This window comes from Vibrio qingdaonensis (genome assembly GCF_026191675.1).
GTDB classification, from domain to species: Bacteria; Pseudomonadota; Gammaproteobacteria; order Enterobacterales; family Vibrionaceae; genus Vibrio; species Vibrio qingdaonensis.
Map to the genome: position 1 here is coordinate 151,628 of NZ_JAKRRY010000005.1, position 22,473 is coordinate 174,100.

Consider the following 22,473-nt stretch of genomic DNA (forward strand, 5'->3'; position numbering starts at 1 on the left):
TATGAATACGACAACTTCTCGCACTTACTCTTGGTACCTAGGCTGGTGGACAGTCTACTTCGCATTAAAAGTTATTCTGTTTTGGAGTGATACCCTTAAGTTTGACCCACTATATAACTTTGCGTTGCTCGCTTTTATTGCCCTTCCGCTTCCTAAGGGTTGGTTCAACAGACTCCGCCATTGTATTGCTGCGGGTGCTGCGCTACTGCTTTTACATCATGATTCATTTCTCCCACCGCTAGACCGATTAACGAGCCAATGGGAGCTCATCAGCCAATTTGACTCAAGTTACTTACTTTCTCTTGCCGTTGACTTTGTTTCGCTCGACTTTGTCCTTTTAGTATTACTTGCGAGCATTGGTTACCTCTATTTAAATCAAATGTTCCGACTCTCCACCTTTGTAGTCATCGGAATGGTTACCTGCTCCATCCCAGCATCTGTATGGCAACCTTCCGCCACGACCAACCTAGTACAAGCCAGTACGGGAAGCCTCTCTTCGTCCAGTGGAATAACAAATCAAGCGAATATCAATCCAGAAAATGGCAGTATCACAGAAATCGACACCTCATCAGCGGGGTTGAATCGTTACCTCAGCGACTTTTTTTCTGTTCAGTCAACCCTCACCTCAACGCTATCATCGGTGGAAAACATTACGCCTAACTATGACATTCTATTTGTTAATATCTGCTCGTTAGGCTGGGATGACTTAGAATTTAGTGGCAACATCGATCACCCACTCTTTAAAGAGCTGGATATCGTTTTTAATCATTTCAACTCCGCTACTTCCTATAGCGGCCCCGCGGTACTGCGCATCCTTCGTGCTAACTGTGGTCAACAAAGCCACGCCGACCTCTTTAATAGCAAGTTAACCAAGCAATGCTCTTTATTCGACCAGCTCCATCGCCTTGGGTTTGAAAAAGAGGTATTAATGAATCATGACGGTAAGTTCGACGGGTTCAACAAGCATATTGCCAGCAACATCGGTTCTTTTACTGCCGCTATAGATGTAGACACAATGCAACCCTCCCAATACGCCTTTGACGGGACAAAAATTTATAGTGACCGAGACATCCTGTCGAAATGGAGTGAGATCAACCACGCCAACCCAACAGTGAGCTTATACAACACCATTAGTATTCACGATGGTAATCGCGTTATCGGTCAATCTGGATCACGGCTTGTCACCTATAAGCGACAACAAACTCAACTCCTAGATGACCTTTACGAATTTTTCCAAAATTTAAAAACAAGTGGACGCAATGTTGTCGTGGTTGTTTTACCAGAACACGGTGCAGCGGTACGTGGTGACCGTATGCAGATATCTGGTATGCGTGAAATACCAACTAAAGCGATCACCTCCGTTCCCGTCGGTGTGAAATTTTTTGGCGACGTTTCACTGACCAATCATCAACAAGTGAGCGTCAATGCCCCGGTAAGCTTTTTGGCGATAAGTGACTTAATCGCCAATATTGCGTCCAGTGGTATCTATAACGGAGCAGACGGGTCACTTAGTTCGCTGGTTGCAAACTTACCGCAAACCCCTGTTGTTTCTCAGAACCAAGGAACGACTATGCTCGAAGTTCAGGGGAAACAATTTTATAGCTTTGATGAAACGTCGTGGACCGAATACAAGCAGTAAGTTTGCTGCGACAAAAGAAATAGTTTGCTGCGACAAAGGAAATAGACGCGATTCATACGTGTCTCACAGCAACCTCAACAGCCATCACACATGGTTATTGAGGTTGCATTTTTAAAGGCATTCATCGGCTACCACTATACCTTCCATGTCGGTGTAGAAAGCTTTCCGATACGATTCAAATCTTGCTATATTCCGTTACAATAAATCCGCACCACTATATAAAATATGCCGGAGAAATCATGTCTAACAAAACGGTTCGATTCGAATACGAAAAAGAAACCAAAAACAGCGTTCGTTACAAGGAAGTTCCAGATGAAGGCACGGCGCCCATTGTGGGGTCGCTTTATGTTCAAAAGTGGTTTGCCGGAACCAGCAAAACCATTGAAGTGACGATTGAGAAAAAGGACTAAGTTTACTTATATTGCGTAGCTTTTGGGCATACGTCTAAGCCTCCACCGAAATCGTTATCGCCATATTCATCAACAGCACGGTATCACTCCGTGCTGGTGATAAATATGGCGGACGTTCAAACGCTATGACGACGCTAGCCATTACACCGAACGTGAACGCTCTATCTTAAACAATAACTTTCACTCGCCCTACCTCTCCGCTCTCTAAGCGAACCTTGATGCCGTGAGGATGACTCGGTGAATTAGTAAGTAAGTCTTTTACTATTCCTGACGTTAAGTGACCACTACGTTGGTCTTGCTTTAGCACTATTTTCACTTCAATCCCGGGCTGAATATTCGCGCGCGTGGTTCCATTCATAATCTTACCTTGTTAATTATTGAATCAAGCGTGGATCAAAGTCTTCGACATCAATATCCATTGATAGAGAATCTATCTGCGCTTGCAACATCTGTATATTTTTTTCTAGTTCACTGAGCGTAAGCGTATTGTTATCGAGAGAGTAGACCTGCTTTAAGCTATGGTAATAGAAATTAAGTACAACGATCGCGTCGCGATCATTGTCACTGACTCGCTGCTTGATGGGTTTAATTCTGCGATAAATACGATTTTGCAACGCTTTCAAACGCCAAACGTAGTACACCTCTTCAAAGTAGGGTGTATTTTTCAATTTAGACAATACAGCAACACAAACGAGCGCGGCGGCGATAACACCCATTACGTTTAAGTGAAAATTGCCTGTTGACTCCGCGGTAGGACTTTGCGACCCAAAGAAAGCAATCAATACGCTACCAAAACCAACAGAAAGTACCGCTAATGCTACAACAATTGCAATCGTAATAACGTTTAGACGCTGCTTATATATCATTTTATCGATGTTAATTAACTTCATAAATCCAACTGGTTAGCGAAATCTAACCCCATGATAACTCATGCTATGATACGCAGGCCACCTTCTTTCAAGTCTGTGTCGTTAATGGCACGACTTAGTTAGACGATCTCCAACAATGACACGCCATTTATATTTTCGAAACGAATAATAAGAAAAACCCGCACAGTGAAACTCTTTTCTGGAGAAAAACGTGTGCAAAGTTAGACTAGTGAATGTCAGCAAATGGTACAGAATTACCACCTTTAGTACCTAAATCTCTACTACGTCCTCCCCTGATAGTGATAAAATCTCCAAATCAGAATTATCGAGAAACTCTATGTTTATCCATCATGTTAACGGCATCGACTGGCTGGTGATTACAGCTTTTGAAGAACTAAAAACGATGTTTATCGAAGAAGCCGGTGCGATTCCATCCTGCTTCTCTATCGACAGCGAATTGAGCCTGATTGATCAAGCCAGGCGCACTTACGGATATTTGCCCACATTTAGCGGCGTAATCACCGATACCGGCACCTATCAAAGCAAGGATAACGAAGAAGATTTACACCCACAGCTTGCCTGCCTAGTTGAGGGGCGTGGCCGAGTGTTTATCTACCACGGAGGGTTTGTGGCTTTTGTGGATGACGAGCAAACCTTTATTACCCGAATGGACTGAAAATTACTCAGTAAGTTGAAACCGGCGAATTGGTATCCCTAGCAAGGGAGCGGGGAAAAGTAAGTCAACCTCATCAAAAAAATAACTATGGTGTCGCGTGAGGTAATCCCAAAAAAAGAAAACCCCGAGACCTTTCGGCTTCGGGGTTATATCTCTTACTCGCCGCAATCCAGCGACTAAAGGTGCTCCATGCATCAATCCATGACAGTAATGCTGAAGTCCGTCAGCTTATTCCATTCATCGCCATCCTAGCGGTGTCCAAACGGTATTCCTTACCCGCTAACCATCCTCGCTAGCACTCATCACTCGTTCCTAACCGGTGTCCTTAACATCCATCCTGATGCTTGTTCCCTACTTCGTCCAAAAGTGTCCACTGCCTTCCTTAGTTCGTTACCTATCCTAGTAACGGTTGCATCCTTTCAATGTCCTGTTTGCTCTCCGTGCCGACGGCGCTTCCTAAACCATCGAATCGTCTTCCTGACGATGCCCATTCCTTAAGCGCTTCCTGTTCCGTGTCGCTATCCTGTCGACAAGAGATATAATAATGCAATTAAGGGGAATTGATGTGTTACTAAGATGTAAAAACCCAGAACCTATCAAACCCACTTAGAGTAATTCATTAAAAAACAATAGCTTAAAATCACAACCTTCAAAGTCTTCACGCTGATAACGGCCAATACTTACGTCCTTGTGAGTGATCTCGCACAAGATACACGGAGAGAATGGCCACCTCGCCGATTTTACGTAAACAAGACGTTGTCATTAATAGACCATAACCATGAACAAACGTGAGGCTATCCACGGACAGCAGCCTATCCTCGACGGAAGAAAAAAAAGCGACCTCTTAAAGAGATCGCTTAGCGTGTATATTAGCCATCAGGTCATACGTTAACGATTTCGTCACACATTAACCATCAAGTGACATATTAACCATCAAGTGACCTATTAACCATCAAGTGAGAAACCACTTAAGCCATTCGTTGGTTCGGCGTCCAGCGTGCAAGCTCTGGCGTTAATTTAATGCCTTGTGAAGTGAGTAAATTAATACGCGCTAGATACGCGGCACCATGCATCAAGTGTTTTGCAAGATCAACCGCATTACGCTGCTGGTAATCATCAAGATAGCTGTCTTTTGCCCACGCATTAAACGCGCCTAGTGCAGGACCAGCCCATACTTGATAATCCATCTCACGGCCCTTTTCACCCGTGTTTGACCAGCGGCTAGAAAGACCCAGATACCAGCGGAAGATAAGCGCCATTTTACGCTTTGGGTTACCTTCTGCACGTTCAATCTGTTTCGGGTCACGTTCATTAAAGTGCGCTACCGTACCAGCCCAGATATCATCCAAGGTTGAACGGAATACCTGAGTCTCAAGCTTGTGGCGCTCGTCGGCAGGAATGGCTTCAATCGAGTCGTAACGGGTGTATATCTCGTACAATTTGTTGGCACGCATTGGGAACAAGGTACCGCGCTTCACCACTTGCAGCTTCACGCCCATTTCAAACATATCAGCCGCAGGCGCCATCGTCACATCAGCCATTTCAGTGGTAGAAAGCAACTTACGGGTATGCTCGCTCGCGCCCGCTTCTACACACGCTTGGTTGATTGAGCCCGTCACAATGTATGCCGCGCCCATATTAAAGGTCGCTAGTGCGGCGTCTGGTGTACCAACACCACCGCCACACCCAACACGAATCGGGGTTTTAAACTGATACTGGGCTTGGATTTTGTCTTTCAATGCCAAAATTGTTGGCAGTAACGTCACCAGTGGACGGTTGTCCGTGTGACCACCAGAGTCAGCCTCTGCAGTTATATCATCAGCCATTGGCACCAGCTGCGCCAGTTCCATTTGCTCAGCGCTAATGCGCCCTTCATCCACCAACGCTTGCAGCATTTTCACCGGCGCAGGCGCCATGAACTTGCTGGCCACTTCCGTACGGCTCACCTTAGCGATGACCTTGTTGCCAATCTGAATCTCGCCTTTAGCGTCACGGCTCAGACCTGCCGCTCGGTAGTGGACGATTTGCGGTGTTAAGCCTAAAAATGCCGACGCTTCTACCGTCTTCACTTTGTGCTTCAAAAATAGCTCCACGCTGCCACGCTCAAGCGCTGGTTCACTTGGGCTATGGATCAAGTTAAACGCGTACGGGCCGTTTGGTAGCGCCGCTTGAATGCGGTTAATCGCTTGTTCAACGCGAGACGGAATAAGACCCGCTGCGCCAAATGAACAGAGAATACCCGCTTGACCAAGGGCAATAACCAGCTCTTCCGAAGAGATGCCGTTTGCCATCGCGCCCGCATAGTAAGCGTATTTTACCCCGTGGCAGCGACGAAACTCTTCATCGCCAAGGCTTTGTGTACCAAGCGCTGGCGCATAAGCGCTGACAGGTTGGCTGTTTGCTGCGCTTGCCGCGTCACCTGACGTCACTTCTGCGTGTTGGCTAAGCCCCAATCCTTTCTCAGGATGGTTCACCACATAGCAGCCAAGGCTTAAGTCTTTAAGAATGGTTGCCATTGTCGCTGGGTCAAAATGCGTCGTGCTGTCTTCAATTTGCCACGGCCATGGAGAAAGCTTTTCGTTGTTCATGGTTAGTTGTGTTGTCATTATAATTTGTCCTTTCTCACTTAAGCTTCTTCGATGCAGATAGCAATGTCTTTCACTTCATAGATACGAAGACCGTCTTTGCTCAAGTTGGCGTCACCAACAATGATTTTCTTGCCGTCTTCATCTTTAATCGCTGTAATGTGCACATCGAGCGACATCTGTTTGTTCAACGGGTTGATTTGACCACGATATTTCCATTTTACTTCAGATTGGATCTGACCAAACTTCGGTGAACGGAAGCCCGCACCAAGGTCTTTGTTTAGCGCATAGGTCTGCATCAATTCGATGATGGCTTCTACGCCAAGTGAACCCGGCATCACAGGATCTTGGTGGAAGTGGAATTGGAAGAACCAATCACTTGGGTCAATCGTGCGCTCAGCGTATAAGTAGCCCAGTCCTGATTTACCACCATCACTGGTGATTTGCACATTATCGATGAAGTTCAAACGGCCACCAGCCAACTGATAATGCGGCTGTGTTGCCCCATTTGCCAATACAGGTGCATTAAAGTAACGACTTGATTTATCAAGCAGGTTAATGCTGACATCTGGCGTACGATTGTTGTCGACATGCCATGGCTGCGTCACTTTACCGTTGTCCAAGCCAAGTTGATCTTTCAGCGCAGCGCCTTTGAAGTAACCAAATACCGCTTTGCCTTCATAGAAAGGCACACCATCGGTGCTCAACTCAAAGCTAAAGCTCTGTACGATGTTGGTGCCCATCATGACCGTCGACAGTAGACGAGAGTCATTGGTGATGGTTTTACCGCGTAAATCAACATTGCGCAGCATTTTGCCACTGCCGTCTAGGTTGCGGAAAAACAGTTCTTCACCAGGGAATCCTAGGGTCGTACCCATGTAGCCTGAGATAAAGCCATTTGGCTGCAGAGAGATCTCCATCAACACTGAATACGGCATCAAGGTTTCATGGCTGTTTTCGTCGAAATACCAGGCATTTTCTGGGACTTCATACTCAGCAATACAAGACGATGGCTTTTTGAAGTCACCACGTTTACCGTTGATTTCTACTACGCGTGTCGTAAGCTGCAGATCGCCACACGGAGTGCGTGGTGGGATCATTCCACGATAAATAGAGAAGTCAGGGCCGAAACATTTTTCAATGTCACCCGTTGCAAACTCAAACATATGGTACGGCGTAAACGGAACCGTATCCGGCGTGCGGTTCAGATAATCAGGTGTGATTGGCGCTTCAACGTGCTGTAAAGGAATCACGCCTTTATTTGTTGCGGTCTCTAAATCGGGGATCTGAGCCATCAACGGCGCATTGACGGATGCTTGATTGCTCGCTTTGGTTTCTGTCGGTGCAACAGTTGCAGCCGTTAATGCCTCAACATTTACCGATTCGCTGCTAGCAATAAGTTGAGGATAACGAGTACATTCAGCTTCTTCCTTGATCATCACCCCAAGGTTTTGGAAATCAACAATCACTTTGCCGTTCAGCAAGATATCGATGTTTGCTTTCGCATAAGGGCGTGGGCTAACACCAATTTCCGTCACTTCCATGCGGTATGTCAGCTGAGCTGATTGTGGCAATACTTGCCCACGACAACGCACTTGTTGTGGCGCATTTTCTAATGGCTGGAAACGACCATTTTCAACTAGCGTGTGCATGCCAAGGTGCATCATGTAGAACTGCAGTAATTGACCACAACCTTCCGCCATCAATGAACCGGCCATCACGTTGTCATCTTTAAAGTGACATGGGAAATACCAGTGCTCTTTCTCTAGCTGTTTGTGTCCTTCAATCAGACCTAAGCCCCATGTGCCGCCTTGTGGCTCTACTCGGCTCACTTGTTCAATCATCATGAACTTCTCAGAACTAAAGCACAGTGACGGTTGATGCTGGCTAGATTGATGCGTCGGACCAAAACATTCCGCGATGTTCGCCGTCAACAGGTGACGTAATGCACTGTGATCAAATTGCGATTTCGGGCAATGTAATATTGGTTCAAAGCGTTGCTTCGTCGCTAATTGACGCGCCTTGATTTCGCTTTCGGTATGAATGACACCTTTACCATCCGCTAACTCTTCATCGGTGAAGAAACCAGCACAACCGTTATCCATTTTCAGGATCATCTTGTCGCCGATAAAACACTCGTACGAGAAGAAGAACAACAAGGTATCGCCATTACGAGCGTAGTTGTTAATGGAGATATCGTAGCGCAGCGTATCACCACCACGAGGCAAGTCGCCAAGGAAGGTCAACGTACAATCTAGAAGACGATAAACACGTTCGCCTTTGTTTTCAAAATCAATACCTAAGTAGCTGATCAACATCAGATCGCACTGGCCGGATTCAACCGCAACCGCCCATGGGATTTGGCCATCCACTAAGTAAGGTGCGCCCACAGGAATGTCGTACTCGGTCGTCATCGTACTTGGCTTGTATTCCAGCATCGTGGCGTCAAGCTTGGTCACGCGAGAAACCAAAAGATAATCAGTAGTTGGCAGTCTTACACGACGCTTATAGCTGTCGATAATCGCGTAATCTGGGCCAAAGACTTTGGCAATATCGCCTTCTGCGTATTCAACCAGATCATCGTAATCCCAGATACAAGGTTTACGAACGGGTCTCGCTGGCGCCGCATACACGTTCACAGGCTCAACGCTTGGTTGAGTTTCAGTGATCGTTTGAGCGAGATTATCCTCTGGTTGAGTAATAGGTGCGTTATTGGTTACACCACTTTCTAAGCCCTGAGTGATTTCGTTCAATTGCGCTTTAAGGAGCGCATCAGCGATTTGTAAACCTTGTGCGCGATTGTGCAAAAAGGCTTGATGGACTTGTTGCGTCAATTGCTGGTTTTGTTGAAACGCAGAATCTTGAGTCGCGGATAATTGAGACGTCGGCGCGCTATTTTTAGCGGATAAAACATCAGTCATAGTGCTGTGATTACCTATAAACGGACTCTGACCGGTTGCATGCAATGCCACGCCCGTCAAAGTTGTAGAGTTGGATGATTGAATTTCAATGGCTGGATTTGTCTTAACTAACTTAGTCTCAACTGGCCTAGTCTTAACTGGCATAGTCTTAACTGACATAGTCTCGACCGATTTAGTCTCGACCGATTTCGCCTCGACGGGTTTAGTCTCAACCGGCATAGCAACGGTCGCTGGCGACAACGTTGGTACTGACACCGTGCGGCGACCTGTTTTTCCAACCATTTTTTGTTGAATATGTGGCAACGTTGATAATGGCGTTTGCGTAATATGCTGATAAATATCGCGACCACCAAGGGACACGGATTTAATCAGTTGACGCTTCGCATCACTGGCTATCTCGCGCTGTAAACGAAGTGTCAATGCTTGGGATTCAATCTTGGATTGCGAGACAAGCAATTGTGAACACTGCCCTTCACTAACGTTAGCAATGATCGCTTGTTTGGATGGATGACCTGCAACAGGGTCAGCAATACCATTGAGGTTTAGTAGACCATGAAGCAAACTCGCCATACCAGAAGCCGCTGAACAATGCCCTAACCGCTTGCTGGCTTGAGTTTGCTTAGCAACGTGGTTAACGAGTATGTCAGTGTGCCCCAAAGGCACGCCTTTCTCTGGCGCGTGGTTAAGCTCAACCACAGCAATTTGGCTTGAGTGCGTAGCAGATTGCGTCAATAACGCGTCGGTCACGGCTTGACTACGAGTACGGTTACCAAACGCGAGTGCATCGATTCGACCATAGCTTATGACTTTACCATCTTCAGTAATTTGGCGCGTTGCAGCGTGCTGCTCGTCAACCAAAACAATGGCACCCGCCCCCTCACCAACATTCCAACCGGTATCCTGTGGCTGCATTGCCACTGGCGTCACACTGTTCTTGAGGATAACGTGCTCGGCGCTGCCACTAAGATCAACCGCAGCAATCACAACCGCATCTAGCGACTCTTGCGACATCAGATTTTGCGCGACGTCTATACAACGCGTGACTGACTGCTCTGCAGCAGAGATGGTGAAGGCCGGGCCATTAAAGTCCCACAAAGACGAGATGCGCGACGCCATGATGTTACCAATGAAACTGGTGTATTGGTTAAGCTTCGCCGCATCCATGACACTGTCCATTGCGATTGCTTCTAGCGCTTGGTATTCGTCTTGCGACAACTCGACACCCATATTGGCAAAGCTATCTGCCAATTGGCTGTGCAGGTTGACACGACCACGGAATTGGTGCATTTCAAGCTCGGTTTCCATCGCAACCAAGACAGCGACTTTTTGTCCAGCCACTAACTTGGCATCACGAATCGCTTCGTCCGCGACTTTCATCAACAACAGCTGCTGAGAGATCAAACGATCATCTTCATTCGGTGGGATTTTAAAACGCAGAAAATCCAGCTCAAATTGATCAATATACGCGCCCGCTGGTACCGCATTCAGCCCAAACTGGCTGAGTAGCTCTGGATGCTGATCGAGCCCTTTCCAACGCTTTTTCGGCAATTCAATAAAGGCATTACCGTCAGTGTCAATGGCACGACTTAGCGCATTGATACTTGGCAATGAACCAAAGTGAGAAGCCAAGCCAGCGATGCTAAGTTCTGATGCCATCGGTGAAGCGGCGCTTGGGTACTGTTCGTTGCTGTCCTGCTTACTGTGAAGCGGCTCGTTAAATGGTGACGCAGCACCAGTGCTCGAATAGGCCTCAAGCAACAAGTGCGCGTTACAGCCACCAAAACCAAACACGGATACCCCCGCGCAACGCTCTGAATTGCCCGATTTACCCGGCCAAGTTTGCACGTTTCTTGGTAATGTCTGCGATCCAAATAGGCCATCAGGCGACGACAACGGCGTATCGAGGTTAATACTTGGTGGTAATACGCCCTCTTTCATCGCGAAAATCATTTTCATGATTCCCGGCATGCCAGCTGCGGTAAGCAAGTGACCAAGGTTCGACTTTGCCGAGCCAATCAATGGCGCATTTGAGCCATTCAGTTTATCGGCAAAGAATCGCTCCATCGAGGTCAACTCAACTTTATCACCCAACGGTGTTCCCGTTGCATGACATTCAATCACCTCGATACTGTCGGGTGTCAGTTCAGAGGCTTCATAGGCACGTTCAAATGCCTGTACTTGGCCTTTGCTGTTCGGACTCAACACAAATTGACCACGACCATCGTTAGACAGGCCAATCCCGCTGACAACCGCATAAATATTGTCACCGTCGCGCTCCGCATCGGCTAAGCGCTTGAGCACTAATACGCCCGCGCCTTCGCCCGCAAATAATCCTTTGCTGTTGCTATCAAAAGGAACAGACACACCGTGATCGGGATAAGCGTGGAAGATCGAGAAGCCCATGTTGATAAAGAACGGGTCTGCACCGGAGACCGCGCCCGCAAGCATCATGTCAGCCTTACCTGTATTCAAATAATCACAGGCGAGCTTTAATGAATACACTGAGCTGGCACACGCCGCATCAAGGCTAAGTTGTACATTGCCAAGACCCAGTGCGTCCGCCACTAATTTAGAGGCATTGTGCGCCGCTGCGCCATTGACCGTATTCAAGTCATGCGCTAGCTCATTGGTTGGCAATAGTGAAAACTGGTCACTATTGAGCTTAGTTTGAAGCGCCTTCTCAACCACTGAGTGATACATTGGAAGAAACAGATCATTGGAGCGAGTGGTAGGAAACGACAACGCCCCCATGATGACGCCAGTACGCTCAAGTACATCGGCATTTAAGGCAATACCGGCATCATCGAGTGCTTTACGACTCGTGTCCAGTGCCCAAAGAAAACTTTGGTCAACGCCCTTAAAAGATTCTTCCGTGACGCGGTAACCTTGACCATTAAACGCAAAGTTTTCGATGTAGCCGCCTTTATCACAATAAAAGCGATCCGATTGGCCTTGGGTTCCTTGATAGTCTTGCGGGTTTGCCCCCAGTTTCTCTGCGCTTAACGTCGTGCGAGAGTCTTTTTTATCTATCAGGTTTTGCCAAAAATCTTGTGGCGTATCCGCATCAGGGTATTGATTGGCAATACCGACAATGGCGATTTTGTTATTTTGCTGAGAACTCACACTGGCTCTCCTTGATGATTATTTGCTGGGGTATCTGTTGCAGCCAGATCATAGGAATGCTTCAGCGCATTGAGCTGCTGTTCTAGGCCTTGAATAAGAGGCGCAACAGAGAGCGGGATTTGATGCGTGATAAGTTGACCAAGACACTTAAGTAAGGTCACTACGTCTTCGCCGCCTTTGGCGTTGGTGGCAACAACACAATGTTGATTGGCGACATCATCACTTCGATTAATCTTGTCGATTAATGTACTGGTTTGCCTATCAGCGCCAACTTCGACAAACAGGCGTGCACCTTGCTCGCGAGCACTGCGTATCAACGCGGTAAAATCGAGTGTCGAGCAGAACGTATCGGCAATAGAAAGTGCAATACTGTCACTGTTGATATTAACGGGTTTATTACCTGCAGCACTGATAAAGCGGATATGCTGCGGCAATACGTCGAACAACGGCTGCGTGTAAAACTCACGAACTTGCTGATGTTGACTCAGCGCGGGTGTGGTGTGCATCGCCGTCACTCGATTGGCTGCGATACCGCGTTTCCCCAGTTTTTTAAGTAAAGCGCGACAGCTTTCTTCACAACCGGCTAAGACGCACGTGTCACCCTGTACAATCGCTAAGTAAGCTCTTGGGAATTCGGCTAACAGCGACTCAATCGACGCCGCGTCACTGCGAACTACAAAACTGTTCCAACGAATGTCATCCGTCTCAGTCAGGTTCCAATCTTCCCGAACCGCCGTGAGCTTGCCTGAAATAGCGGTGGTAAAAATAGGGCTGGTTTGCGTCATTTCAATCAACGCATGAGGGTTCTTCCAAACATTAAGGCTGGCCCACATCGAGGCTTCACCCTTGGAATAGCCCAGCGCAAAGTCTGGCTTCACCGCGAACTCATCGCAAAGCAGTTGCGTCAGTAGATAACTGCTACCCACGCCTGCAATCGCCAGCTCACTGAGAGACATCTCTTGCGCGTCATCTGAATACGTTTTTTCCGCTCGCAGCATATCGGCCAAGTTGCCTTCACGCTCTAGCCGTGCATAAAGCGATGGAAAATACTGATGAAACTCACGCAACATGCCCGGATAGACCGTACCGACACCAGGGTAAACAAACGTTACCCCACCTTGGCTGGTCGGTGCTGGAGAAAAGCCACTACCCGCTGGGGTTTTATAATGACTGTTATCTGCTATCACTTTCGGCAACGCTTGTTGTAGCGCGTTAATTTCTTGTAAGGCCGCCTCAAGCGATGCCGCTTGAATCACGATATTGGCCTGTGAATGAACAGGCTGTGATTGAGATTGAAACTGCGTGAGGTTGCGGTGCATCAACGTGGTGAGTGTGAGTGCTTCATGGTCGGAATTACGGGCACTGACAAGCTCATCATTCAACTGCGTTAAGCGTGCGATTAACTCGGCTTGCGTCGTGCCCGACACGACAAACATCAATCGCGTCGCAGATAGCAACGACTTGGATGGTTGTAAACCGGTCGCTTGAGTAAGGACTAGGCTGGTCGATACCGAGCTAGCGTTATTAATACTAGCCTCATCCATAAAGGTTAACGTTGCTACGCGTGCTTTATGAGGCTCAGTAAACCAATAGCCGTTCGCTAATGTGCGGCCTGAAATGGATTGAATCAAAGACAACAACGCCGAGAACTTCTCTTCAGACGTCACGACGGACGTTGAAATTTGCTGGCTAACATCGCCGTTCGAACGCTTGGCATGCGCAAGTGCACGGTCGATACTGTGCGTTTCGCACGCCGTATTAACGTTATCCGAGGCCTCCACAACGGCCATTCCTGCTAAATAAGCATGCGGATGGACCTTATTTTTTGCTGCGGTGAGTGCACTCAACATCCAGATACGTGCGGGTGCGCCACTAACAAGATGACCAGCGGGTAACCTCTCAGCGGGATCGGCGATAAATTCTACCAAGAGCCCTTGATTAACCGCATCAATGGCGAGATTTAAGGCAGAATCAAAATCATCGCCAATCGTGATTTTCTCAACGCTGGCTAACAAAGGCGATAAGTCGGCAGATAGCTCAGCAGCAAACGCTGGCTGAGCCAAAAGAGCGATGCGCAAAGGCATCGCTTGATTAGAAGGAACCGTCATTATGACAATAGCTCCTTTTCTGCTTTCAATTTTTCTGTTGTCAGTTTTTCTGTTGCCAATTTGTCTGTAGACAATGTTTCTGTTGCCAATATTACAACCGGTGAGTTGGCGAGAAACGCATCATTAAGGCTCTTACTGATCGTCACTTTTGCCCCTTTCATCACCGCGCTCACGCGACCATCTTGATGATAAAGTGAGATATTCGCTTGTAGTGAACGAGCCGTGCTCTTAATCACATCCAGCGCTATCCATCCTTTCTCTCCGGCCTGCAAAGGCTGATAGCAAATAAAATCACCGATTGCCGATGGTAAACTTGCCGCGCCATATTTCATGCGAGCCCAAACCAACATCGCTTGCAGTAAGTAGTCTTCCGTAAAGGGTTGGCTATCCGCAAAACCATTTTTCGCGACAAACGCACCACAATCACGGTCGGCAATGATTGGCAATTGGCACTGCGCAAGTAAACTTGAGTCATCAAAACGTTCTATTGTCGTGATGCCTTGCAATCTCGGGCCATGGAACAAGGTTCCATCGCTGTACAGTGACGCTTGCGTCGCAACGCTTCCTGCTTCGTTTGCCTTAAATTGCTTCGTTAACGTGCTCGGCACATCCGATGAACATTGCACGTCGGCAACTTGTATCTCCGCTTGATACTGAGGACGACCTTGGCAATGAATCATTGCTTTAATTCGACCGGCAGACTTCGCCAAAGGTGACAATGTCACTGTTAGCTCTTGTGCTTCATCAGTATCAAATATGACCCCTTTCAGCAGCTTGTAGTTGTGAACGCTAACGCTCACACCTAACTGTTGCTGCGCCGTTTCACGCATCCATTGAATGGCACACACTGTCGGTAACACAGGGTTACCGGCAATGCAGTGGTCTTGAATAAAAGGCAGAGCCTTTGGTTCAAGAACACGTGTCACAGTGATCGTTGTAGTTAGCGGACTCTTTGCAAGATGCACAGACTCCGCATTACGCTTTTTTACAGCGGCTTCCTTGTTGTCAGAACCTTGCATGCTCGTACCAACCAGCAATTGAATGCCAGTTTCGTTCAGTAGTTGAGAACTAAACAGCTCTGCACCCGCCTGAAGAGGAATCACGTACACGCCGCGCTCTGTGAACATACGCTTCAGTGCTGCGTTGACCATACCACCGTCCCACGGTCCCCAGTTGAAGCTCATCACTTTCGCTTGAGGGTTACGAGCAGACAGTTGCAGAGCCGCTTTGTTTAGGATCTCGTTAGACATCGAGTAATCACTTTGGCCTGTATTTCCGTAGAAACCCGCCGCCGAAGAGAACATCGCAATCAGTTTTAGCTTGCTGCTATCAAGACCACCAAGAACCGCCTCTAGTCCGCCCACTTTCGTGCCGTAAACCATGTTCAGTTCATCAAGTGTTTTGTCTTGAATGTGCTTATCAGCCAGTACGCCTGCACCGTGGATTAGACCTGTGATGCCGTCGAAATTCGCCAGCGTTTTTGCTACTGACTCATGGTTCGATACATCTAGACTTAGGTATTCAGCGCTCGCGCCAATCTCGTTGAAAGCGGTAAGTGCGGCGTTGATTTCAAGGCTGCTCAATACCGGTTTTAGCAAGGTATCTACTTTCTTCGGCGTTGGTTTGTCACCTGTTGCTTGTAGGTGCGCGATAGCCGCTGGTTTTAGATCTTTTTCTTGTTTGCCTTGAGCCCATTGAGGCAGCTCTTGTGACGTAATGTGTTTACTACGACCCGCAAGAATGAAATGAGACTTACATTGCTTAGCAAGCGTCAGTGCACATTCAAACGTCACGCCTTTAGCACCACCTGTTACGAGAACTTTGTCGCTCTTGGTGAGTTGAGCGCCTGCGTTTTTGGTTTGTGCAGCACCTGGTGTTGCCGCAATTAATGTTGCACGACCAGATTCACCGTTTTCCGCATGGCTAAGGCCGATTTCAACCGTATTGGTATCGATATCGAACAGTTCGCCTGTGATTGCTTCAGCAAGGTGACGAGCATCAATAGAAGCGTCAGCATCCAATGCGCGGCAGAACACGTTTGACCATTCATGGCTTAGTGTTTTAGTGAGACCAGACAACGCCGCTTGGTTAAGTTCTGCATTCATCAATTGCTTAGTATCTAGGTAACCAAAGCCACCATCGATACGGCTTAGTGTAAAGAACACACTGCGACCAGAAACTGCATTCAATTGGCCATTTAGGTGCTTGGCGAATAAGAACGCTGTCGTCAATGAAGCTCTTGAGTCTGCATTCAAGTTAACCGCTTGCTCGCTGCTTTGTTTTGCATCAACGATAGCTTGTAGGTGAACGAAGCCAGCAATCACTTTGTTCGACGTTTTAAGGTCTGCTTCGATGTCGTTAATAACCGCAGTCACACCAGCATCATCGACGCTGTTGAGTGTGTAGCTTGCTATTTCACTGTTTAAAGGTGACGCGGCAGAAAGAGCACTGCGCACTACAGCAACTTGAATGCCGTTAGCGGTCAACTTTTCTGCTAGAACACCGGCGTTGTGACCATCATCTGTGATTACGACACAAGCGTCTTTTGAGAAACAATCGACGAGTTTATCTGCCGCTGGTAGCTTTTTTAGCGCTACCTCATTGTGTGGAGGAAGTTCCGCTGTCGCTGTTTCTGCGATAGGCGTTACTGATTCAGATTTTGGAGTCGCCACAGGCGCTGCTGCTGATAGCTTACTTTGCATGTAAGTAACGATTTCACCAAGCGTACGACACTCAGCCAAGTCTTCAGGGTTTAGCTCTGGCAGCGTTGGTAGCTGGTCTTGAACCGTACCTAGGATCTCAACGCGTTTGATTGAGTCGATACCAAGGTCTGCTTCCATGTCCATCGCTAGGTCTAGCATTTCTGCTGGGTAGCCTGTTTTATCGGCAACCACTTCCATCATGGTGGATTGAACATGAGCAGGGTTTAGGTCGTTGCTCGTGCTTTCTACTGCGGCTGTAGCTGCTTCTGGAGCAGGCGCAGCGTTAGGAGCTAACTTACTGTTCATGTAATCAACGATTTCGCCCAGTGTACGACACTCAGCTAGATCTTCAGGATTTAGCTCTGGCAGTGTTGGTAGCTGGTCTTGAACCGTACCAAGGATCTCAACACGTTTGATTGAGTCGATGCCAAGGTCTGCTTCCATGTCCATTGCTAGATCAAGCATTTCTGTTGGGTAGCCCGTTTTATCAGCTACTACGCTCAGCATTGTGCTTTGAACTTGCTCGGCGTTTAAACCGTTTGAGACTGCTTGCGCTGGTGCAGATACTTGAGCCGCTACTGGAGCAGAAGCTGGAAGCTTGCTGTTCATGTAGTCAACTATCTCACCAAGAGTACGACACTCAGCGAGGTCTTCTGGGTTTAGGTCTGGAAGAGTCGGTAGTTCGTCTTGAACCGTACCTAGGATTTCAACACGCTTGATTGAGTCGATACCAAGGTCAGCTTCCATATCCATTGCTAGGTCTAGCATCTCTGTTGGGTAGCCCGTCTTCTCTGCGACGACTTCTAGCATGGTTTTCTGAACGACAGCGGCATCTAGTCCGTTGTTAGCTGCTGCTGGAGCAACTACTTCGGTTTGTGCTGCAACTGGTGCAGAAGCCGGAAGCTTGCTGTTCATATAAGCAACGATTTCGCCAAGAGTACGACACTCAGCTAAGTCTTCAGGGTTTAGCTCTGGAAGAGTAGGCAGTTCATCTTGAACCGTACCAAGAATCTCAACACGCTTGATTGAATCAATACCAAGGTCTGCTTCCATGTCCATTTCTAGATCAAGCATTTCCGTTGGGTAACCTGTCTTCTCAGCCACCACTTCTAACATGGTTTGTTGAACGACCTTCGCATCAAGACCATTAGATGCTTGAACAGGAGCAGTTGCGCTTGGCTGTGCTGCCACAGGCGCTGATGCTGGCATCTTGCTGTTCATGTAAGTAACGATTTCACCAAGAGTACGACACTCTGCTAAATCTTCAGGGTTCAGCTCAGGGAGGTTCGGCATTTCGTCTTGTAAGGTACCAAGGATCTCTACACGCTTGATTGAGTCGATACCAAGGTCTGCTTCCATGTCCATTTCTAGATCAAGCATTTCCGTTGGGTAACCCGTTTTCTCAGCGACCACTTCTAGCATCACTTTTTCAGCATCGGCTGATTGTACTGCTACTGGTGCAGCCACAGGAGCCGGTTGCGCTCTAACGGGCACGGGTTGAGCTGCAACAGGCGCTGCCGCTTGAGCCGCTACTTGTGGTGCAGGAACGGTTTTCTGGACTGGAGCTTGCTGAGCTGTTGTATTTTGAACTGGCGCTGCTTGTACAGGAGTCGCTTGTACTTGAGCTTCAGGCTGTTGAACGATAGCTGTTGGAGTAGTTTGAATCGTTGGCTGAGTATTTGCTGGCGCAACGAAGGTTGGTTGTGCCGTTTGTACTGAACCTTGCGTCAGCATATTAAGTGCCGAGCTGTTGCTGTGTGCTTGCATCTCTAGGTAATGAGCGTGCGCTTTTAGCGTTTCAGCTTGGTGCTGGTGGAACATTTCCATAGAACGTTGTAGGTTCTCCGGAATAGCTACGCCTGCTGTTGCCATTTTCGCTTGCTCAGACATTAGGGTGTTGAACGTGTCACCGTATTGCTGAGGAATCGCCAAGAATTGCTGGTGTACTTCTGCTGCTTGTTGTTGAGCATTGAAGAACGATTGCAGTGAAGATTCATCAACCGTTACTTGCGCTGCAGGCTGAATAATCGCCGATGCAGGTTGTGCCACTTGAGGCTGCTGAGCTGCTGTTGCTACTTGTACACTTGGTGCTGTAACTGACTGTTGTACGTTTGAAGCTTGAGGAGCAGCCACAGGTACTTCAACGATTTCTGTTTTAATCACTTCTTTTTCCACGATTTTCTCGACTTCAACTTTCACTTCAACAATCTCAGTCTTTTCGGTGACGTTGCCCGAAGCCAATGATTGAGCCATTTTCTTACGAGTAGCAGGGCTGATGTAGTTAGTTGCATTCAGCTTGATGTTCATTGGTGATGCCTTTGCAGGCTCAGCAATGTCAGCTTGGTAAGGGTCAATGTTGTCTAATGAAACACCTGCCACGCACAGCTGAACTGCAGCTAAACGAAGCTGTTGGTCACTGTCGCCTTTAGGACTTGGGTTGATGCTGATTGCGTAAAGTTCGTCGTTCTTATCCGCCAATGTTTTCTCAACCAGCTTTTGAAGAATGTTTTTTGGACCGAACTCAACGAATACGCGCGCGCCTGCTTCATACATCGCTTCAATTTGCTCACTGAAACGAACCGATTGCAGCATGTGTTGCTTGAATGCCTTCTTGATAGCTTTCGCGTCTTTGCTGTGCTGTTTGCCCGTTGCGTTTGAATAAAGTGGCAGCGTTGGCGCGCTGAATGAAGCTTTATCAATTGCAGCAGCAAATGGTTTTTGAGCGTGAGCAACAAGCGGTGTGTGGAAAGCACCAGATACTGGCAGAGCAATTGCTTTGAAGCCTTGTTCTGTTAGCGCTTGTGCTGCTTGTTGAACCGTCGCAGTTGGACCTGCAATAACCAGTTGAGTCGGTGCGTTGTAGTTGGCAATGCTCACGCCTTCGAATGGGCTGATACAGCTTTCAACGGCTGGAAGCTTGTCTGCATCGAGGATGACCGCAAACATAGTACCGCTGTCGCCTTGTTCAGGTGTCGCTGCCATCGCATCACCACGAGCGAAAGCTAGCTGGTAGTAATCGTCTTGCGAGATGACACCCGATGCACATAGTGCACTTAGTTCACCAAAGCTATGACCTGCGACCATGTCTGCTTTAAAGCCAGCTTGCGTCATGATGTCGAACTGACCCATAGACACAGTACCAATTGCACTTTGCGCATTGGCCGTGTTGGTTAACACAGCCTCTTGAGCTTTGGTTGCTTCTGGTGTGAAGGTTGGAATTGGGAACAGAATTTGCGACAGAGCCGTTTTCTTGTGCTGACCAAATACTTGATCTGCTTGAGCAAGCTGTTGACGCATTTCAGGATAATGACAAGCAAGCTCGCGACCCATGTTTAGGTATTGCGATCCTTGACCTGCAAATAGCGCTGCCACTTTACCTGTACCGTTTTCAGCAATCAGTGCCGACTCACGGTAGCTAGTACCGTTTGGCATCTGCCAATGTGTTTTGGTTTGGCTCTCAAGCATAGAAACCGCTTGAGTCAGTTGTGCTTGAAGATCTGCTTGTTCAGTCACAACGAAACCAATACGAGCATGCTCAGCGTTTACTTCACGCAGTCCGTATTGTTCAGCAAGCACTTCCAGTTTGAACGCAGCATCTGCCGCTTGAGTTGAAACCTGTTTAAGTTCATTGACCAGTGCTTGACGAGACTCTGCGCTGAATAATAAAGTTTGCGGCACTTGGCGCTGACGATATTTGTCACCACGAGCGTGCTCTGGTGTGTACTCTTCCAATACCACATGGAAGTTAGTACCACCAAAACCAAATGAGCTGATACCCGCACGGCGCGGTGTGCCATCAACACGTTGCATCCAAGGACGCGTTTGTGTGTTTAGGTAGAAGGGCGAGTTCTCGATATCCAACTTAGGATTCGGAGCCGATACGTTAATCGTTGGCGGCAGTACTTTGTGATGCAGAGCTAACGCCGCTTTAATCAATCCAGCGGTACCCGCGGTTGATTTGGTATGACCGATCTGAGACTTCACCGAACCCAATGCAATGTGCTGCTTTTGCTCGTTATCTTCACTGAATACTGAGTTTAAACCACCAAATTCAGCCACGTCGCCCGCAGCAGTTCCGGTACCGTGCGCTTCTAGCAACCCAAGTGTATGCGGTGCAAAACCAGCATCATCGTAGGCACGTTTCAGGGCTTTGGCCTGACCTTCAGGGCGAGGCGCATAAATACTCTTAAACTTACCATCAGAAGATGAACCTACCCCTTTAATCACAGAGTAGATTCTATCACCGTCACGTTCTGCATCTTCAAGACGCTTTAGCGCAACCATGCCAATACCTTCGCCAATCATCATCCCTTTCGAGTCAATATCAAAAGGTTGAATGGTCTCATTGGTGGTGAATGCTGGTGTCTTAGAGAAGCTCATGTACATGGTTGGTGAGTTATCAGTACACACACCACCAGTAATCATCATTTCACTGCGCCCTTCCACCAGCTCGCTCAATGCCATGCGCATTGCTGCCAGTGAACCTGCACACGCCGCATCCACAACGCAGTTAATGCCGCCAAGATCGAAACGGTTAGCGATACGACCAGAAATAACATTGCCCAACGAACCTGGGAATGAATTCTCTTCCCAGTGAATGTATTGGTCTTGGAATTTCTTAATCATCATTTCGCTGTCTTCGTCGCTAATACCACTGCTCTTGAAGACTTTCTTCAACACTGGATATTGCAAACGAGCGTTTAGGCTTTGTGCGATCTTTTGACCACCACCCACGCCAAGCGTAATGCCGATCTTGTCGCGGTCATAGCCTTCAGGCAATTTCGCGTCTTCGAGTACTTCTTTGGCAACAATCAGCGATAACAGCTGAGACGTGTCAGTCAATTCTAAAATGTTTGGCGGAAGGCCAAACTCCATTGGGTTGAAATCTACCTCTGGAATAAAACCACCACGCTTACAATAAGACTTATCAGGTGTCGTTCTATCTGAATCGTAGTAATCCTCTGGACGCCAGTGCGTGTCCGGCACCTCGGTAATCGCATCGATTTTCTCGCTGATCAGATCCCAAAATTTATTCAGGTAACGCGAATTAGCAAACATGCTTGCCATACCGACTATCGCGATAGGCATATCTTTAAGACGTTTATTCAAACGAGAATCGTCTATGGATTCAGGTGTCGTTGTTTCTGGTTGGCTCATTTATGAGTCTCCACTGGAAATCACAGAGGGTGATGTCTGGTTTTGGGGCTGGACTTTTGGGTATAAGAAGGAAAAATCTGAGTCAGATTTGGAAAAGCACAGCCGAAAAGTTAGGTTGCTGAATTCTAGCAACCAGATAGAAATTTGATTTGCAAAGCGCAATAACTTGCATTGATAGAAGTGATGTTTCATGCGCGATATAAGCGCTCAATTCTTAGGGTGGTGTCCATTAAAATCCTGTTCAAATGATGACGAAAAACACAGCTAACTTCGCCAAGAAAAC

9 protein-coding genes are annotated in these 22,473 nt (G+C 47.6%); 3 read left to right on the forward strand and 6 right to left on the reverse strand.

Features of this window, described 5'->3' with window-relative positions; translation table 11 throughout:
* Position 1: 1 nt before the first annotated feature.
* Positions 2-1,639, forward strand: coding sequence for a cellulose biosynthesis protein BcsG (bcsG, locus tag MD535_RS06415; protein ID WP_265674048.1), 1,638 nt, complete (start codon positions 2-4; stop codon positions 1,637-1,639).
* A gap of 239 nt (positions 1,640-1,878) precedes the next feature.
* Positions 1,879-2,049, forward strand: coding sequence for a hypothetical protein (locus tag MD535_RS06420; RefSeq protein WP_265674049.1), 171 nt, complete (start codon positions 1,879-1,881; stop codon positions 2,047-2,049).
* Between the two features lie 166 nt (positions 2,050-2,215).
* On the opposite strand, the gene MD535_RS06425 is transcribed toward MD535_RS06420, so the two are convergent.
* Positions 2,216-2,407 (reverse strand): YwbE family protein, encoded by a 192-nt coding sequence (locus tag MD535_RS06425; RefSeq protein WP_265674050.1) that lies wholly within the window; start codon positions 2,405-2,407, stop codon positions 2,216-2,218.
* A gap of 16 nt (positions 2,408-2,423) precedes the next feature.
* Entirely contained in the window at positions 2,424-2,939 is a 516-nt protein-coding gene (locus tag MD535_RS06430; protein ID WP_265674051.1) for a DUF3087 domain-containing protein, read from the reverse strand.
* A gap of 316 nt (positions 2,940-3,255) precedes the next feature.
* Between MD535_RS06430 and MD535_RS06435 the strand changes: the two genes are divergently transcribed.
* Positions 3,256-3,594 (forward strand): cytosolic protein, encoded by a 339-nt coding sequence (locus tag MD535_RS06435; RefSeq protein ID WP_265674052.1) that lies wholly within the window; start codon positions 3,256-3,258, stop codon positions 3,592-3,594.
* Between the two features lie 968 nt (positions 3,595-4,562).
* Here MD535_RS06435 and pfaD read toward each other — a convergent pair.
* From pfaD to MD535_RS06455, 4 genes are read right to left on the reverse strand one after another with little or no spacing between them, the layout of a single operon-like run.
* Positions 4,563-6,200, reverse strand: a complete 1,638-nt coding sequence (gene pfaD, locus MD535_RS06440; protein WP_265674053.1) for an eicosapentaenoate synthase subunit PfaD — start codon at positions 6,198-6,200, stop codon at positions 4,563-4,565.
* A 20-nt stretch (positions 6,201-6,220) separates the two neighbouring features.
* Positions 6,221-12,223, reverse strand: coding sequence for a hotdog fold thioesterase (locus MD535_RS06445; RefSeq protein ID WP_265674054.1), 6,003 nt, complete (start codon positions 12,221-12,223; stop codon positions 6,221-6,223).
* Positions 12,220-14,331 carry a PfaB family protein gene (locus MD535_RS06450; protein WP_265674055.1) on the reverse strand — a complete coding sequence of 704 codons (2,112 nt, stop codon included), beginning with the start codon at positions 14,329-14,331 and terminating at the stop codon, positions 12,220-12,222. Before MD535_RS06450 ends, MD535_RS06445 begins: the two co-directional genes overlap by 4 nt.
* On the reverse strand, positions 14,331-22,190 hold the full coding sequence (locus MD535_RS06455) for a type I polyketide synthase (RefSeq protein WP_265674056.1): 7,860 nt from the start codon (positions 22,188-22,190) through the stop codon (positions 14,331-14,333). The genes MD535_RS06450 and MD535_RS06455 overlap by 1 nt, the downstream gene beginning before the upstream one ends.
* Between the last annotated feature and the right edge of the window lie 283 nt (positions 22,191-22,473).

Bases quoted from the DNA above. Each gene is read 5' to 3' on its own strand.
- bcsG (WP_265674048.1), top strand. From the start codon at position 2: ATGAATACGACAACTTCTCGCACTTACTCTTGGTACCTAGGCTGGTGG.
- MD535_RS06420 (WP_265674049.1), top strand. From the start codon at position 1,879: ATGTCTAACAAAACGGTTCGATTCGAATACGAAAAAGAAACCAAAAAC.
- MD535_RS06425 (WP_265674050.1), bottom strand. From the start codon at position 2,407: ATGAATGGAACCACGCGCGCGAATATTCAGCCCGGGATTGAAGTGAAA.
- MD535_RS06430 (WP_265674051.1), bottom strand. From the start codon at position 2,939: ATGAAGTTAATTAACATCGATAAAATGATATATAAGCAGCGTCTAAAC.
- MD535_RS06435 (WP_265674052.1), top strand. From the start codon at position 3,256: ATGTTTATCCATCATGTTAACGGCATCGACTGGCTGGTGATTACAGCT.
- pfaD (WP_265674053.1), bottom strand. From the start codon at position 6,200: ATGACAACACAACTAACCATGAACAACGAAAAGCTTTCTCCATGGCCG.
- MD535_RS06450 (WP_265674055.1), bottom strand. From the start codon at position 14,331: ATGACGGTTCCTTCTAATCAAGCGATGCCTTTGCGCATCGCTCTTTTG.
- MD535_RS06455 (WP_265674056.1), bottom strand. From the start codon at position 22,190: ATGAGCCAACCAGAAACAACGACACCTGAATCCATAGACGATTCTCGT.